At 57.8% G+C, this 14,907-nt stretch carries 17 protein-coding genes; 16 read left to right on the forward strand and 1 reads right to left on the reverse strand.

Annotated features, from left to right (window positions below):
- The first annotated feature begins 52 nt into the window (after positions 1 to 52).
- From QMP16_RS17565 to QMP16_RS17635, 15 genes are all read left to right on the forward strand, one after another.
- Positions 53 to 439: a hypothetical protein gene (locus QMP16_RS17565; protein WP_176866030.1), complete on the forward strand. Its 387-nt coding sequence runs from the start codon at positions 53 to 55 to the stop codon at positions 437 to 439.
- A gap of 92 nt (positions 440 to 531) precedes the next feature.
- Positions 532 to 1,539 carry a sugar ABC transporter substrate-binding protein gene (locus tag QMP16_RS17570; RefSeq protein ID WP_282153442.1) on the forward strand — a complete coding sequence of 336 codons (1,008 nt, stop codon included), beginning with the start codon at positions 532 to 534 and terminating at the stop codon, positions 1,537 to 1,539.
- Positions 1,540 to 1,564: 25 nt separating this feature from the next.
- The gene (locus QMP16_RS17575; RefSeq protein ID WP_282153443.1) at positions 1,565 to 3,121 is read left to right on the forward strand and encodes a sugar ABC transporter ATP-binding protein; all 1,557 of its coding nucleotides are present in this window, start codon (positions 1,565 to 1,567) and stop codon (positions 3,119 to 3,121) included.
- Positions 3,118 to 4,107 (forward strand): ABC transporter permease, encoded by a 990-nt coding sequence (locus tag QMP16_RS17580; RefSeq protein WP_282153444.1) that lies wholly within the window; start codon positions 3,118 to 3,120, stop codon positions 4,105 to 4,107. The genes QMP16_RS17575 and QMP16_RS17580 overlap by 4 nt, the downstream gene beginning before the upstream one ends.
- 69 nt (positions 4,108 to 4,176) lie before the next feature.
- Entirely contained in the window at positions 4,177 to 5,112 is a 936-nt protein-coding gene (locus QMP16_RS17585; RefSeq protein WP_282153445.1) for a LysR substrate-binding domain-containing protein, read from the forward strand.
- Between the two features lie 181 nt (positions 5,113 to 5,293).
- Positions 5,294 to 6,406, forward strand: coding sequence for an ABC transporter substrate-binding protein (locus tag QMP16_RS17590; protein WP_282153446.1), 1,113 nt, complete (start codon positions 5,294 to 5,296; stop codon positions 6,404 to 6,406).
- Positions 6,407 to 6,527: 121 nt separating this feature from the next.
- The gene (locus QMP16_RS17595) at positions 6,528 to 7,388 is read left to right on the forward strand and encodes an ABC transporter permease (protein WP_282153447.1); all 861 of its coding nucleotides are present in this window, start codon (positions 6,528 to 6,530) and stop codon (positions 7,386 to 7,388) included.
- Between the two features lie 3 nt (positions 7,389 to 7,391).
- The gene (locus QMP16_RS17600; RefSeq protein ID WP_282153448.1) at positions 7,392 to 8,189 is read left to right on the forward strand and encodes an ABC transporter permease; all 798 of its coding nucleotides are present in this window, start codon (positions 7,392 to 7,394) and stop codon (positions 8,187 to 8,189) included.
- A 59-nt stretch (positions 8,190 to 8,248) separates the two neighbouring features.
- Positions 8,249 to 9,334, forward strand: coding sequence for an ABC transporter ATP-binding protein (locus QMP16_RS17605; protein WP_282153460.1), 1,086 nt, complete (start codon positions 8,249 to 8,251; stop codon positions 9,332 to 9,334).
- Positions 9,335 to 9,356: 22 nt separating this feature from the next.
- Positions 9,357 to 10,028 carry a GDSL-type esterase/lipase family protein gene (locus QMP16_RS17610; RefSeq protein ID WP_282153449.1) on the forward strand — a complete coding sequence of 224 codons (672 nt, stop codon included), beginning with the start codon at positions 9,357 to 9,359 and terminating at the stop codon, positions 10,026 to 10,028.
- A gap of 58 nt (positions 10,029 to 10,086) precedes the next feature.
- The gene (locus QMP16_RS17615; RefSeq protein ID WP_282153450.1) at positions 10,087 to 10,479 is read left to right on the forward strand and encodes a hypothetical protein; all 393 of its coding nucleotides are present in this window, start codon (positions 10,087 to 10,089) and stop codon (positions 10,477 to 10,479) included.
- A gap of 114 nt (positions 10,480 to 10,593) precedes the next feature.
- Positions 10,594 to 11,505 (forward strand): LysR substrate-binding domain-containing protein, encoded by a 912-nt coding sequence (locus QMP16_RS17620; protein WP_282153451.1) that lies wholly within the window; start codon positions 10,594 to 10,596, stop codon positions 11,503 to 11,505.
- A gap of 106 nt (positions 11,506 to 11,611) precedes the next feature.
- The gene (locus tag QMP16_RS17625) at positions 11,612 to 12,301 is read left to right on the forward strand and encodes a GDSL-type esterase/lipase family protein (protein ID WP_282153452.1); all 690 of its coding nucleotides are present in this window, start codon (positions 11,612 to 11,614) and stop codon (positions 12,299 to 12,301) included.
- 40 nt (positions 12,302 to 12,341) lie between these two features.
- On the forward strand, positions 12,342 to 12,740 hold the full coding sequence (locus tag QMP16_RS17630) for a hypothetical protein (protein WP_282153453.1): 399 nt from the start codon (positions 12,342 to 12,344) through the stop codon (positions 12,738 to 12,740).
- Positions 12,740 to 13,309: an invasion associated locus B family protein gene (locus QMP16_RS17635; protein ID WP_282153454.1), complete on the forward strand. Its 570-nt coding sequence runs from the start codon at positions 12,740 to 12,742 to the stop codon at positions 13,307 to 13,309. The genes QMP16_RS17630 and QMP16_RS17635 overlap by 1 nt, the downstream gene beginning before the upstream one ends.
- Positions 13,310 to 13,375: 66 nt before the next feature.
- Here QMP16_RS17635 and QMP16_RS17640 read toward each other — a convergent pair whose 3' ends face one another.
- Complete coding sequence (locus tag QMP16_RS17640; RefSeq protein WP_282153455.1) at positions 13,376 to 13,795, reverse strand: cupin domain-containing protein; 420 nt, start codon at positions 13,793 to 13,795, stop codon at positions 13,376 to 13,378.
- Positions 13,796 to 13,923: 128 nt separating this feature from the next.
- On the opposite strand from QMP16_RS17640, the gene QMP16_RS17645 reads away from it, so the two are divergent.
- Entirely contained in the window at positions 13,924 to 14,790 is an 867-nt protein-coding gene (locus QMP16_RS17645; protein WP_282153456.1) for a LysR family transcriptional regulator, read from the forward strand.
- Positions 14,791 to 14,907: the final 117 nt, after the last annotated feature.

A 14,907-nucleotide genomic window follows, 5' to 3' on the forward strand; every position in this document is an offset into this window, starting at 1 on the left:
CTGCGCTGCAGGGTGCCGGCCTCCCTATGTCTCATCCAACAGGAGAAAAACGATGAAAACCACTTTGAAAGCTCTTGCCCTTTCGGCCGCAATGGTCGTTGGTGTCGCCACCACCGTGATGGCCGATACGCGCCCGATCACCGATGCGGTGATCGTCGAATATCTGGAGTTTAACCTGGTCGACGGCGCAAACCCCGATGAGTTCCTGCGCGAAACCCTGGCCATGGACGAAGTTCTGGAAGGCTATGACGGGTTTGTCGCCCGCCATCTGGCCCGGAACACCGATGGATCATGGGTTGAGGTTGTTTACTGGACCTCGCTGGAAACCGCCGAAGCCGCTTTGCCGCGCTTCGTCGAAGACCCGCGCACCAAAGGCTTCCTGGCGCTGGTCGATGGCGACTCGCTGTCGGTGAAATATTCCAACGTCTTTGATTTCTGACGCCACTGACGCGGCGCAGATCCTGCGCCGCATCCATCAATAATGGATCGCGGAAACCGCGGCTTCTCCCCCATCGCACAACAGGGAACACCATGAAAAACCTAGCTAAGAAAATCGCCTTTAGCATCGCGCTTGCTTCTGCTGCCAGCATCGCAAGCGCCGACGACATCAAAGATGTCAGCATCGATCAGATCCGTTCCGCCGCCTCGAATGCCTGCGAAGGTGGACAGACCTATCAGATCGCCTATAGCCACTCGGTCTCGGAAGTGGCCATTGTGAAACAGGTGCGCCGCTTTGCGGATGAACGCGCCACTGATCTGGGCTGTGTCACGGTTCTGCATGACAACACGCAAGGCAACAATCTGGAACAGCAGATCAACGCGATTCAGGGTTGGATCACGCTGGGCGTGGACGCAATCGTCGTGCTGCCGATTGAACCCACCGCCTTGCAGCCGCTGCAACGTCAAGCGCAGGCGCAAGGGATCAAATGGCTGACCTATCTGGGCAAGATGGACGGATCCGACGGGTTTGTCGGATTTGACCATGCGCAATCTGGTCAGATTATTGCGCAGGCCGCCGTAGACTGGGCCAAGGCCAATGATGTCGCCGATGCCAAAGCACTGGTCACTACGCTGACACCGTTGCCATCGCTCAGCCCGCGCTGGACCGAAGTCACCCGGCTGTTTGAAGAGAACGGGATCGAAGTGGTCGCCGAACAGGACGCTGCCGATCAGACCAATGGTCTGCGTGTGGCTGAAACCGTGCTGCAGCAATATCCCGATCTCGACATCATTGTCGGCATGGCAGATGACGCTGCCGTTGGTGCATTGCGCGCGATCCGTCTGGCGGGTGCTGACCCCGATGCCATGTTTGTCGGCGGCCAGGACGGCTCACTCGAAGGGTTGTCGGCGGTGAATGATGGCGGGGCCTATCGTGCTTCGGCAGCGATCCTTATCAACGAATTGGGTGCCAATATCGTCGATCTTGCCCTGAATGCGGTCCGCGAAGTCGAGCCCAGCTTTGCCTATACCCCTACGGTTTTGGCCAGCAAAGCCGATCAGGATCAACTGGACAAGCTGCTGGCGAACTACGCCAACTGATGCGCTGCCGACGAGGAGTTAAGCAATGACTGCGCCTGCACGACTTGAGGTCAAAGACCTCCGCAAGTCCTACGGATCGGTTGTCGTCCTCAAAGGTGTGGATCTTGCAGTGGAGGCCGGCCAAGTGCTGGCCTTCCTTGGCGCCAACGGGGCCGGGAAATCCACCCTTCTGAACTGCGTGAGCGGAGCACAGGATGCGGATACAGGCGATATCCTTGTCGAAAGCGCATCACTGCGGGGGTTGAACCCCCGGCAAGTTCAGGATCAAGGCGTCGCGATCATCTATCAGCACTTTCAGGTCTTTGAAGGGTTGAGTGTCGCTGAGAACATCTTTCTCGGCCATGAAATCCGGCGTGGCGGTCGTGTGGATCGCCGTACCCAGAACCAACAAGCCCGAGACTTGCTTGAGCGACTGGGGGTCGATGATATCGACCCGCGCGCCGATCTGAGATCGCTGGGCATCGGCGAGCGCAAGGTTGTCGAGATTGCCCGGGCGCTGCGTTTGAAGCCGAAGTTCCTAATTCTGGACGAGCCGACCGCCTCGCTGTCGGACAAAGAAGCTAAAGCGCTGCACGAGGTCATCCGTCAAGCCGTCGCTCGCGACGGGATTGGCGTGATCTACGTGACGCATTTTCTGGATGAGATCCATAAGATCGCAGACCAAGTCACCATCCTGCGTGACGGTCGTATCCTGTGGACCCGCCCGGTCGACGAGGTGTCGATCGCCGATATGACGGACGCGATCTCACCCGATGCCCTGATGACCGGGCTGGACAAGACACCGTTCCAGGCCGATGGCCCCGAAATGCTGCGGATCGAGGATCTGACCACCGATTTTGTCGGCCCTATCAACGTCGCGCTGCACCCCGGAGAAGTTCTTGGTATCTACGGGCTGATGGGGGCAGGACGGACCGAGCTGCTGGAATGCCTGTCGGGTGCTGCCCCACAATCCGGGGGCCGCTTGCAGATCGGCGGCACCCTTCGCCGGTTTCGCACGCCGCGCGAGGCGCAGGATCAAGGTGTGGCGCTGGTTGCGAGCGACCGTAAAGAGCAAAGCCTGTTTTCCAGCTTTTCTGCTGTTGAGAATCTGCTGGTACCGCATATGGGCCGCTCGCCCATGCCGCGGATGCTGCGCAATTTCAATAGTGAAGGGTTGGCCTTTGAACGGGCGGCAAGGCGGCTGAACATTCAGCCCCCAAACCCGCGTATGCAAGGGCAGCGCTTTAGCGGTGGCAATGCTCAAAAGATCATGGTCAGCCGTTGGCTGATTGACGGGGCAGAGGTCAAGCTGCTGCTGCTGGATGAGCCAACGCAGGGTGTCGATATCGGTGCCCGGCACGAGTTGTACGAGGCGCTGGCCGAGGTCAAGCGCAAAGGCACGACCATCATCGTCGCCAGCTCGGACGCGACCGAGATTTGTCTGTTGGCGGACAAGGTCATGGTGCTGGGCCGGGGGCAACAGGTCGCCCTTATCGACAACCCACATGACGAAGAACTGCTGATCGAACTGGCCCACAAAGCCGAACACGGAACCCAACAGGATGTCCCGGTGGGTGAGCAATATATGGGAGCGATGCAATGACAGATACGGGACTCACACGCGGCACAACCGGGGCTCAGCTTGAGGCCAAAGCCGAGAAAGACTGGTTTGAACTGGCGGTCGCAGCAGCTTTACCCATGGCCATCGCCTTGTTGGCGCTGTTTTTCTACATCAAGGCGCCGGTTTTCATGACGGTGAACAACTGGATCGCGATTTCGGTCCAGGTCTCGGCACTGATGACGATATCAATCCCGTTTGCGCTGCTGTTGATGGCAGGCAAGATCGACCTGTCGGTGGGGTCGACCCTTGCGCTTTGCGGTGTGGTCGCGGGGTTGAGCTTTGAACCTCTTGGCATAACCGGGGCGGTGTTACTGACTTTGGCTGTCGGTACGGTTGTCGGGCTGATCAACGGCGTGTTTGTGTCGTCGCTTGGCATGTCTCCGATCATTGTGACGCTTGGAACACTGACCCTGATCCGGGGTCTGGCGCAATGGTTGGCCCCAAACCCGATCTTTGGCTTTCCCGAAGACTTTCTGGTCATCGGATATGAACGCGTACTCGGCTTGCCAATCCTGACATGGATCATGCTGACGGTGATCGCATTGGGTGTCGGTGTCATGGCACTGCTGCCGATTGGTCCGCAGATTGTGGCACTGGGCGTAAACAAGCGCGCCGCTTTTTTGGTGGGCTTGCGGGTCAAGGCAATAGGCATTGGCCTTTATGCAGCAACCGGGTTTTTCGTGGCCGTCGCCGCATTGATGAGCATCTCGCGTATCAACTCGGCACCTGCGGGAACACTGGGTATCGGTGTCGAACTCAGCGTTCTGACAGCCGTTTTGCTCGGGGGTATCCCGTTCACCGGAGGCAAAGGATCAGTCCTGCGCGTGGTTCTGGGGGTCTGGTTGCTGGGGATGTTGTCGAACGGTTTGATTCTGATGAATGTGCCAACAGAGTTGAGTTTGATGACAACAGGTCTCGTTCTGATTGTGGCCGCAGGACTAGATGTCTTGCGCTCTCGACGAAGCTGATCGCAGACTGGAACGATACGGCCCTTCCGTCCACGGAGGGGTCGAACCTTATTGGGAGGAGGTTCAACGTTGAAAAGATTGCCGCCTCTGACGAGCCTGCAAGCCTTCGAGGCCGTGTCGCGCCATATGAGCATCAAGTTGGCGGCCGAAGAACTGTTGCTGACGCCCACCGCAATCAGCCATCGCCTCAAGACGCTTGAGACGCAATTGGACATTCAGCTGTTCCATCGGCTGACCCGTTCACTGAAGCTGACGACCGAGGGTGAGATGCTGCGCCCGTTTGTGACGGACGCTTTCAGCAATCTGAAACAAGGGATCGCCCAGCTGAGCACCGACGAGGTCGAAGGCGACCTGGTCGTTACCACCACACGGTCTTTCGCCTGGAGCTGGCTGAGCCCGCGCCTGCCCAACTTCAGCCGACTCTACCCCGACTTAGAGGTGAAGGTTATCGCCTCGGATACGGTGCTGGATTTCGCCCGTTTCAGTGTGGATGTGTCCATAAGATACACGGATTCTCCGGATCCCAATGAACATGCCGCGTGGGTGTTGGACGATTATATCACCCCGATCTGCTCTCGCCGGATGGAGAAGAAGATCCGCAAACCCGAGGATCTTCTGAGCCGCGATCTGGTGGAATATGAATGGCTGGGATTTGAAGAGGGCGACCCGAACTGGTGTGCCTGGTTCAAGTCGGTCGGTATCGACGCGACGGGCATTCGCCCCATCGCCAATTTCAGCGATGAGATCATGTGTATCGAGGCGGCGATGGACGACCGCGCGGCGGCTTTGGTCAGCGTCATTGCAGCCTCTCGTGAGATCGAACGAGGTCGCATTTCAGCACCAATCCCCAAGGTGCTGCGGGACCGAAGCTATTACCTCGTCTGCCCGATGGAGCGCGCGCAATCCGCAAAGGTCCGAGCGTTTCAGGACTGGCTGCTGAAAGAAGCGGACGTGTTTCGCGACAGCCCTTACGGCCTACGGTTCATCCCGCAAGGCGACGATTGATTCGCACAGTCATATGTGGATCGCGCCAAATTTGGCGAAGTTTGCAGAATCAGCCAGCGAAACGCGCCAAATTACCCAACTCTAAAGCTGAGAAAAACTTTGCGACGGCTGAAATCTGCTCGATTGTTGGAAGGGCGGTGGTTCCGAATACTCCTTTCATCCAACAAGGGAGGAGCCGAAAATGGCCAAAACCACACTCACGAGACGCGCTCTACTGAAGTCCGGCGCGATCGCTGCAGGCGCACTTGCCATGCCATCGGTCGTACGTGCTCAGTCCACAACCGAGATGACAATGCTGGCCTGGTATGGACAGGCCGAGCCTGATGCTGTCGCGGCATTTGAAGAGCTGCACAACGTCAAGATCATCCCGAAATATTATGTCGGTGGCGAGCAGATGCTGGCCCTGCTGGCCCAGTCGCCTCCGGGAACATATGATCTGATCCACGCGGATGCGGAATATGTTCAGCAGCTGGTTTTGGCAAACTTTGTCGAGAAGCTGGATCCGTCAGATTATCACTTTGACGACTTCTATCCCGAGTTCCACAAGTTCCCCGGCCACTGGCACAATGATGAGCTTTACGCCGTCATCAGCCGCTTTGGCTTCCTCGGCATTTCGCACAATCTGGACGCGGTGTCGGTCAAAGAAGCCTCGTCTTACGACGTGCTGTGGGACGAAAAGAACAAGGACAAGGTCGGTCATTTTGACTGGCACCTGCCGAATTTGGGTGTTCTCAGCCTGCGCGACGGCAACGCAGCACCTTATGACATCGGTGGCGATGCCTGGGCCCTGCTGCAGGAAACCACGCTGAGCCTGAAGCCTCAGGTGCGCGGATTCTATGACTACGGCGGTGTTCTGTCCTCGTTGAAGTCGGGCGAAGTTACTGTGATGCCGGGTATCGGCGAATGGATCACGGGCGTTCTGCGCCGCGACGGGGCCAATGTCACCACAACCATCCCGGAACAGGGCGGCATTCAATTCACTGAAAGCTTCTCGATCGGGCGCGGTTCGAAAAAGGCCGATCTCGCGCGCAAGTTCATCCAGTACACATCCAGCCCCGAAGGGCAGTTCACACTGGCCAACCTGAACGTTTTCCCGGCGATCATCCCGTCTAAAGTTGGCTGGGAACGCATGATCAACGAAAAACCCGAAGACGCCCGCCATCTGGGCATGTTCAAGGGTGACGGCAACTCGATCGACCTGATCCGCAAGGGCCGTATCCACATCCGTCAGCTGCCTGTGCAGCAGGACTTGGCAGACTGGAATGATTTCTGGTCTGCTTACAAGAGCACCTGACCGCTCACGACCTAGGTGCTCACTACTCCCCGCCATCTTTTGTTCTCCCCGATGGCGGGGATTCTCCCCAATCGCACAGACCTTTAAGAGGGCCCTGCTTTACGGGCCAGACGAGTTGCACATGACCTCTTCACTTTCCATCCGGCGGCTATCCCGCCTTGCATACGGAGGCATATGGAGCCTGCCACTGCCCCTATGGCTGGCGGGGTTCTTCCTTGGCCCCATGATACTGTTGATCTGGCTGAGTTTCTGGGACGTGAAGAATTTCCTGCTGACGCCTGACTTTCAGCTGGAAAACTGGAAGAAGATGCTTTCTGCACCCTATTTCTGGGCCGCGTACCTGCGGACCTTCATCATCGCGATCAGCGCCGCTGCGCTTGTCAGTCTGATTGCCTTGCCGTGTTCGCTTGCGATCAGCTTTTTCCTAGGCGTGCGGGCCCGGATGGTGGTGCTGGGGCTGTTTGTCGTTCCGTTTTTCACCTCATACCTCGTGCGGGTTTATTCCTGGCAGATCTACCTGACTGAGAACGGTATCGTCATGAAGCTGCTGGCGGCTATCGGGATTGACAGCGGCAGCCTGTTGAACACGCCGCTGGCCTTGATGATCGGGTTGGTTACGCTGACGCTGCCACTGGTGATCGTGATCCAGTCGATCTCGATGCTGTCGCTGGACAAGACACTGATCGATGCCGCCTATAATCTCGGCTGCGGGCCGTGCCGGGTGCTTTTTGCCACTGTGTTGCCGGCCGTGCGCCCCGGGATCGTTCTGGGTGCGCTGTTCGCCTTTATCTTCAGCTTTGGAGATTTCGTCACCGCAACCTATCTGGGCGGCGGCAAGTTCACCACCATGTCGATCCTGATCGCGGACACGGTGAAATCCGGACAGCAATGGCCGCGCGCCGCGGTGGTTGCGCTGATGATGATCGCGACGCTTCTGATCACCGCGCTTGCGTCCATCGCATATGCCTACCGGAGGACCTGATCCATGCGTGTCTCAGCACTGACCCGCCGTCTGGCCGTCATCTTCATGGGATTGGCCCTGATTTTTCTCTATGCCCCAATCCTGACGAACTTTGTCTTCTCGCTGAATTCTGACCGGTTCCCGACCATCCCGCTGGGTGGGTTCACGCTGGAATGGTACCGCTTGATTCTTGCCGACGCTCTAGTGATTGATGCGTTCAAGAACACCATCAAAATCGCCCTGATCGTGGCGCCGATTGCCACCACTATGGGTTTCGCTGCGGCCTATGCGGATTATCGGTTTAACTTTATCGGCAAACGACTGGTGCTGATTTTTGCCCTGATGCCGCCTTTGATCCCGCTGGTTGTGATTGGCCTGGCGATGCTGGCCTACCTGTCACGCATCGGCCTGTCCGGGACTTTGCCTGCCATCGTAGTCAGCCACATCGTTCTGACCTCACCTTTTGCGATGGCGATCATCCGCCTGCGCTTTTCCCAGATCGACGGTGATCTGGAGTTCGCCGCCCAAAACCTTGGGGCCAGCAACTGGCGCGCCTTTTGGGAGGTTATCATCCCATCTACCAAAACGTCGATCCTGGCCGCGTTCCTTCTGTGCATGGCTGTTAGCTTTGACGAATACGCCGTGACGTGGTTCGTCGGTGGTCTGGAAGAGACCAGCTCGGTCCGGATCCTCAGCTTCCTTCAATCGGCCGTAAGTCCGCGGATCAACGCCATCGGTTCGATCACCTTTATAACCTCGATCACCCTGATCCTGGGTGCTCAGATCCTGGCGCTGCGTCGCCTGACACGGGGGAATTCATGAACAGCCTGACCGAAAGAAACCCCGCGCACACCGCCGTGCCCACAGAACTGGAGCGTCCCATGTCGCACGCGACTATCTCGCTTAGAAACATCCGTAAGACCTATGGCGATGCGGTGGCGGTCGAGAACCTGAACCTCGACATCGAAGAAGGCAAGTTTGTTGCAATCATGGGCCCTTCGGGCTGCGGCAAATCCACAATGCTGCGGATGCTGGCCGGGCTTGAGGATGTGACTGGTGGAGACATCCAGCGCGAAGGCCAGCGGATCAATGATCTGTCGATCTGGGAACGTGACATGCCCATGGTCTGGCAATCGCTGGCCCTGTTCCCCTTCATGACCGTTCGCGAGAATGTCGAATTTGGCCTGCGCATGAAGTGCGTTGGCAAGGCCGAGCGGAGGACCCGCGCTTTGGACTGGCTGCAGAAGCTGGGGCTGGAGGGCTATGCGGATCGCGGTATCGACCAGCTTTCGGGCGGTCAGCGTCAGCGTGTTGCGCTGGCTCGGTGCCTCGTGACCGAGCCGTCGGTGCTATTGCTGGACGAACCGCTGTCAGCCCTTGACGCCCATTTGTCTGTGCAGATGCAGGGCGAGCTAAAGCGGCTTCAGCGTGAGTTGGGCATTACCTTTGTCTACGTCACGCACAGCCATTCCGAGGCGTTTTCGATGGCTGATACTGTGGTCATCATGAACCAGGGCCGGATCGAACAGGCAGGCAGCCCCGAAGATATCTACCTGCGTCCCGCCACTCCGTTTGTCGCCCGTTTCCTGGGGGGATCATCGATCTTCGACTGTAAAGCACGTCGTCTGAAAAGTGGCGAGATGGTTCTGGAAGGCCCTGATGGCAGCTTCAAATGTACTGGGTCTGAAATGGCCGATCTGGACGAAGGGCAGCAGGTCAGCCTGATTGTGCGCGCCGATCAGATCTCGGTCACGGCCAAGGCAGGCTGGGCCGAAAACGAAGTTGCTGCACGTGTTGTGGGTGAAGAGTTCATCGGCGCGCTGGTGAACCTGCGGCTTGAGACGGCAGCGGGCACAGCCATCACGGTGCAGCTGCAACAGCGCGACATGCAGGCACTGGATATCGAAGTCGGGGCCACGGTGACCGCCAGCTGGCACCCCGAAGACGGCCACATCATCAACGGATAACGACAAACCAAAGGAACCAATTATGGCCAAGAAGAAAATCCTAGCTTACGGCGACAGCAATACCTGGGGCTGGATCGGCGTAGAAGAGGCATTCCCCTCGACCCGCTATGGCGATGACGAACGCTGGGCTGGTGTCATGGCCGCCGAACTGGGCGACGGTTACGACGTCGCTGTCGACGGGTTGACCGTGCGTGCCACCAATCTGGACGACTCGATGGATTGGAATGCCATCAAAGCGGACATGTTCAACGGGGCCAAAACCATGCCAGCCGCAATTGCGCGGGAAATGCCCGTGGATCTGTTGATCATCATGCTGGGGACCAACGACCTGAAAGCTGAAACAGATCGGTCCGCAGAAGACATTGCCAACGCGATCATCGACGTCGCAAAAGTGGCGCAGGGCTGCGGTGGCGGCGTGGCCTATCACTATGAGGCGCCACAGGTTCTGGTTGTCTCTCCGCCCCCGGTCAACGACATGCCACACCCCGATTTTGCAGCTATGTTCGAAGGCGGCAAAGCCAAGGCCGAAGCGCTGGGTGCGGCGCTCAAATCCGCAGCCGACGCGGCAGGCATCGCCAGCTTTGACGCAAGCGCTGTCCTCGGCAACGCGCAGGGCGTGGATGGCCTGCACATGAGCAAGGATCAACACGCGCAATTGGGCCGCGCCATCGCGGAGCGTGTCAAGACACTCTGATTTTCTCGATCCACCACCACTCACACCTACACCCATCATGCAACAGGAGGAGTTTTCCATGATGAAACTAGCAACGGGCCTGAAGGCCGCCGCATTGGCGACCGCTCTGGCCATCGGAACCATGGGCGCAGCAATGGCCGCTGATCTGAGCAAAGCCGGAACAATCGAATACGTGACCTTCCAGGCGAAAGACGGCGTGACCGTCGAACAAATGGCCGAAGCCGCGGCGGGTGGCACAATCAATGCGAATATGCATGAAACCTATGACGGTTTTGTGGATCGCCATGTTGCCCTGCAGGCCGATGGCGTCTGGATCGAAGTTGTTTACTGGGAAAGCGAAGAAAAAGGCCGCGCGGCTTTGGACAAGTTCGTGAACGATCCGGTTAACAAGCCCTTCCTGGATCTAGTGAATGCCGACACGGTGACAATCACCTATTCGGACGTCCACTAAGCCCTTCGATCAGGCCGCCCCGCTGCTGGGCGGCCTGATCTTTCCATTTCCGTCTCTTTCATACGGTTTTTTCAGCTTTGTGTGTACCGAAAGTCCGTGTCATGAAAGGACAAGATGAAACGACGCCTACCACCCCTGAACGCGATACGTGCCTTTGAAGCGGCCGCCCGGCTGGAAAGCATTTCGGACGCCGCCGATGAACTGTCGGTAACGCCCACAGCGATCAGCCACCAGATCCGGCATCTTGAAAACCTGCTGGATCTAAAGCTGTTCGAACGTTCGGGCCGCAGCATCACGCTGACCGATCAGGGGGCCCGGATGCTGCCGGATATCACCCGTGGTATGGACAGTCTGGCCGCGGCCTTTGCTGAGACTTACGGCAATCTTGATACCAACACGGTGACTATTTCGACCACGCGCGAATTCGCCCGTTTTTGGCTGCAGCCCCGGCTGGGTGATTTCTATGACGCTTTCCCGCAACTGACGTTGAACATTTTCGCCAGCGAAAACGCGGTTGATATGAGCGGCAGCGAGATTGACGTCGCCGTGCGCTATGGCGGAAAGCCTTCGGAAGGCATCGATGAGATCGAGCTGTATCAGGAATACTACGTGGCCGCCGTCAGCCGCGAGCTGCTGATCCCCAACCGCGCCGCCCGCACTGAATTTCTGATCAAAAAGCGATTGATCGACGTGCGCTGGGAAAATTCCTCGCTGACCGCGCCCTCGTGGAAAGCATGGTTTGATGCCGCTGGTATCAAGGATTTCGACAGTTTCCGGCGGATGAGTTTCGATGCCTATAATCTGGCCTTTGATGCCCTACGACGCGGCCACGGCGCAGCGCTGCTGAGCCGGACAATAGTCCGATCGGCCGAGTTCCGGGACGAGTTCGTCGAGATGGAGGGGCCGCAATTGCCCGGCTATTTCTACCGCGTTTTACGATCGCCTCAGGGGATGCGAAAACGGGCCGTGCGGCAGTTTGTGGAATGGCTGGAAGAAGAAGCGTCGAGATCACCAATAAGTGACTAGAAATAGGATGGTTACCAAAAAGTGCCCTGTTCGAAACCGGGCGCAAAAAGGCTAGATTTACGCGCAGATTGATCCCTTTTTGATCCTTTGCCACAGGATGATTCCGATGATCCGCGTCGTTGCAATTCTTGCCTTTCTGGTCGGTGCCGTCCCGTCGATGGTTTGGGCCGATTTTCGAATACTTGCCTTAGGTGACAGCAACACCTGGGGATCGAATGCATCCGGCCCGCGGCACGGCAATGACGTGCGGTGGGGGCGGGTGCTAGATGCGGCGCTCCCAAACGCTGTGGTGGTGGAGGAAGGTCGCATCGGCCGCCGCACCGATCTGGGTAAAGGACGCGCGCCGGACAATATCGGCAAACCGGTGCGCACGCCCATCCCCGAACTGGCCGGTCAACATTTGCCGCTGGATATGGCCGTGGTCATGCTGGGCACCAACGATCTGCAATCGGGGCAGGGCCGCGACGCCGATGCGGTCGCACGGTCCGCCTTTTCGCTGGCTCGGATCTTGCTGGATGGCGGGGTAGAGCAGGTGCTGGTCGTGACGCCCCCGCCTTTGACCAATCCCGAACGCGGCGGCCTTTCGGGCATATTCGGTAGATCACAGGAGCTGTCCGAAGAATTACCCACGGCTTATGCGCGCCTGTCGCGTGAAACCGGCATTCCGGTCTTTGACGCGGGCACGGTGACCCGGGCGGATGGCGCAGATGGCGTGCATCTGACTGCCGGGGCGCAGCGCGCGTTGGGAGCGGCGCTGGTGCCGGTGGTGCAAGATTTGTTACCGGATAATGGGTAACGCAACACATTGAAATTATTGGAACAGGAGACTGACCAAGATGAACAGACGGATTTTCTGCACCACCTCGCTTGCAGCTTTGGCACAGGCGACAACCGGACGCGCAGCGACGGACGATCAGATTACCTTCCACTTCTACGGTGCGCTGGATTGCCCGCCCTGCATGGCGTTCAAACGCAACCATCTGGCCAATGTTCAGGCCCAAGGCCAGTCGTTGGGCTTTGCCGTTGAAGAGAACATCATCGCCAAAACTCGCGATGTGCCCAACGCGGGCGTCTACGGCGACCGCGACCCGATCCTGCGCCTCGCGGCGCCGCAGCTGGATTACGTGTACCCGCCGATCTTCTTTGTGTCGCAAGGCGGTCAAATCAAATCCGTCCATAGTCACGACTGGCAGGCTGCGTTGGAAGACACAAAGCGGCTGGCCGGCCAGGCCTGATGAACTGGGCGCGAGCATTGCTGTTTGGCGCCTGCCTCTATCTGGCGGGCGCGTCCCATGCGCAAGATCTGCAGGGGCGTGACACGGCTGGCAACTGGCGGGTGACACACTATTCTTCTCATGGCATCTGGAACGCTATTTGCGATGAGCGGGAAGAAGACGGCGCGCTGAAACAGCGCTGTTATATCCGTTGGGTGGACGTCTACGCCCTTGCACCGCAATTCGGCGCATTGTTCACCTTCGTCACCCCGCGCGATGGGACCCCGCTGGGCCATCATGATGTGATGTTTGGGCCCGAACGCGGCACCGCGTTTCTGCCCGACGGCTTCATTGTGACTAAGGATGGCAAAACCATATGGCAGCTACAAGAACGCCGTTGCCTGCTTTGGGCCGATTGCGAATTGACTGGGGTGCAATCGGCGTCAGTGCTCAAGGCCATGCTGTCGGGCACGGCGATGGAGTTTGCCTTTGTCGATCGCGACAACCGCCGCTTTGATCTGGAATGGTCGCTGGAGGGCTTTGCCGAAGCCTATGCTGCCTATGAGAAACAATGGGCCCTGCGTCAATAACTCCCGAAGGTCCCATGCAAAAGGCCACCCCGATAGGGTGGCCGTTCTGGTCAGATCCAGCAGGGTTCAGTGGTCGTGAAAGATCGCGTCGCCCTTGCCGTCTTGGAAGATGAACAGGATGCAGTCTTCTTCGCTGACGCAGGCATCGCTGTGGAACGCATTGCCGGGCTGGGTCACGCGCGAACCGACCGGCAGAACCTTGGTTTCACCAGCAAAGCTGTGCTGCCATTCGCCTTGGATGGTGATGCCTTCATACTCATAGGTATGCGCATGTTCGACACCTTCATAACCGCCGGGCAAGCGCAGATACATGGCGTAAGGCCCAGTGTCGCGATTGCCCCACAGGATCGACAGCGACAGCGGAGTGCCTTCGATATCAATCCATTTGATATCGTCGAATTTGGTCATCAGCCCAGTATCGGCGACGGCTGCGGTGGCTGCAACAGTGGACACGACGGCCGCGGCTGCGAGTTTGAAAAAACCCATGGTTTTATCTCCTTGTATTTTGTTTTGCGACGGGTGTCCGCCATAGGGATCGGGATGCAGCAGAAAGTACGCATTTCGTGCAGCGGAAAAAATATGCAGCACTGCAATCCTTGAGTTCAGAGGTGCCTATGAAGCTGAGCAGTGATGATCTGATGGTGGTTCTGGCCCTGTGCCAGGAAGGCACACTAGAGCGCGCAGGCCAGTTTCTGAGTCGCGATGCCTCATCTGTGTTTCGAGCGATCAAACGGATCGAGGCCAAGATAGGCGGACCCTTGTTCGAACGGTCCAAGGCTGGATTTCAACCCTTTCCCGCGGCAGAGGAGTTGGCTGAAAAAGGCCGGGACATCAGTGCGGCCCTCTCCAAGGCGAATGCCATCTGTTCAGAAATCGGAGGTATCCAGTCAGGAAAGCTGCGAGTAACCACCACAGATGTCCTGCTGGAACACGTGATCCTACCCAATATGGGCGCCCTGCGTCAGATGATGCCGCAGCTGAGCGTTCAGTTCAGCACCAGCAATCAGGTGGTGCAACTGTGGGAGAGGGGATTTGATCTGGCAATCCGCCCCTCATCAAATCCCCCCGATCAGTTGTTGGGGCAATGTCTGAAAAGGTTCGGTTACGTGGCAGTTTGTGCCAGGGATTATGAGCAAAGCGCGCAGGCACAGAGGGGTGATTTTTCAAAGCTGAATTGGCTCGTGCCTGGCGGAGCGCTGAAACAGCACCCTATCCGTAAAGGATTGGCCGAACAGATGAAAAGCGCAGCCAGCATTCTGAGTTTTGATTCCATGAATCAGATGTTGCATGGCGTTCATTTGGGGTTGGGAGTGGCCGTAATCCCCGATCTTGCGCCCCTGACCCGGGGGCTGGTGCGACTCGATATGCCGTCGGCGCAGGACAGCACAGAATTATGGAGCCTCTATCACCCCAGTAACCGGGGAAACCTGCTGCTTCAGGGGTTCACCAAATTTGTCAAAACCGCGCTGGCTGATACCTGAACGGCCTTTTATGCGGAGGAATGAACCGACAGCTTTTCGTGGCTCTGTTGCAAACTTTTTGACATTGACGATTGTTGGGTTAGCGCGCGAGTGATCAGCAGCAATAATCAGCCGAAA

The sequence above is a fragment of the Ruegeria atlantica genome (genome assembly GCF_947495585.1).
In the GTDB taxonomy this organism is placed as follows: Bacteria; Pseudomonadota; Alphaproteobacteria; order Rhodobacterales; family Rhodobacteraceae; genus Ruegeria; species Ruegeria atlantica_G.

Excerpts from the sequence above, each read along its gene's own strand:
- QMP16_RS17595 (WP_282153447.1), top strand. The coding sequence starts at position 6,528 with ATGACCTCTTCACTTTCCATCCGGCGGCTATCCCGCCTTGCATACGGA.
- QMP16_RS17645 (WP_282153456.1), top strand. The coding sequence starts at position 13,924 with ATGAAGCTGAGCAGTGATGATCTGATGGTGGTTCTGGCCCTGTGCCAG.
- QMP16_RS17610 (WP_282153449.1), top strand. The coding sequence starts at position 9,357 with ATGGCCAAGAAGAAAATCCTAGCTTACGGCGACAGCAATACCTGGGGC.
- QMP16_RS17565 (WP_176866030.1), top strand. The coding sequence starts at position 53 with ATGAAAACCACTTTGAAAGCTCTTGCCCTTTCGGCCGCAATGGTCGTT.
- QMP16_RS17620 (WP_282153451.1), top strand. The coding sequence starts at position 10,594 with ATGAAACGACGCCTACCACCCCTGAACGCGATACGTGCCTTTGAAGCG.
- QMP16_RS17635 (WP_282153454.1), top strand. The coding sequence starts at position 12,740 with ATGAACTGGGCGCGAGCATTGCTGTTTGGCGCCTGCCTCTATCTGGCG.
- QMP16_RS17605 (WP_282153460.1), top strand. The coding sequence starts at position 8,249 with ATGTCGCACGCGACTATCTCGCTTAGAAACATCCGTAAGACCTATGGC.
- QMP16_RS17630 (WP_282153453.1), top strand. The coding sequence starts at position 12,342 with ATGAACAGACGGATTTTCTGCACCACCTCGCTTGCAGCTTTGGCACAG.
- QMP16_RS17575 (WP_282153443.1), top strand. The coding sequence starts at position 1,565 with ATGACTGCGCCTGCACGACTTGAGGTCAAAGACCTCCGCAAGTCCTAC.
- QMP16_RS17590 (WP_282153446.1), top strand. The coding sequence starts at position 5,294 with ATGGCCAAAACCACACTCACGAGACGCGCTCTACTGAAGTCCGGCGCG.
- QMP16_RS17580 (WP_282153444.1), top strand. The coding sequence starts at position 3,118 with ATGACAGATACGGGACTCACACGCGGCACAACCGGGGCTCAGCTTGAG.
- QMP16_RS17600 (WP_282153448.1), top strand. The coding sequence starts at position 7,392 with ATGCGTGTCTCAGCACTGACCCGCCGTCTGGCCGTCATCTTCATGGGA.
- QMP16_RS17625 (WP_282153452.1), top strand. The coding sequence starts at position 11,612 with ATGATCCGCGTCGTTGCAATTCTTGCCTTTCTGGTCGGTGCCGTCCCG.
- QMP16_RS17570 (WP_282153442.1), top strand. The coding sequence starts at position 532 with ATGAAAAACCTAGCTAAGAAAATCGCCTTTAGCATCGCGCTTGCTTCT.
- QMP16_RS17640 (WP_282153455.1), bottom strand. The coding sequence starts at position 13,795 with ATGGGTTTTTTCAAACTCGCAGCCGCGGCCGTCGTGTCCACTGTTGCA.
- QMP16_RS17615 (WP_282153450.1), top strand. The coding sequence starts at position 10,087 with ATGATGAAACTAGCAACGGGCCTGAAGGCCGCCGCATTGGCGACCGCT.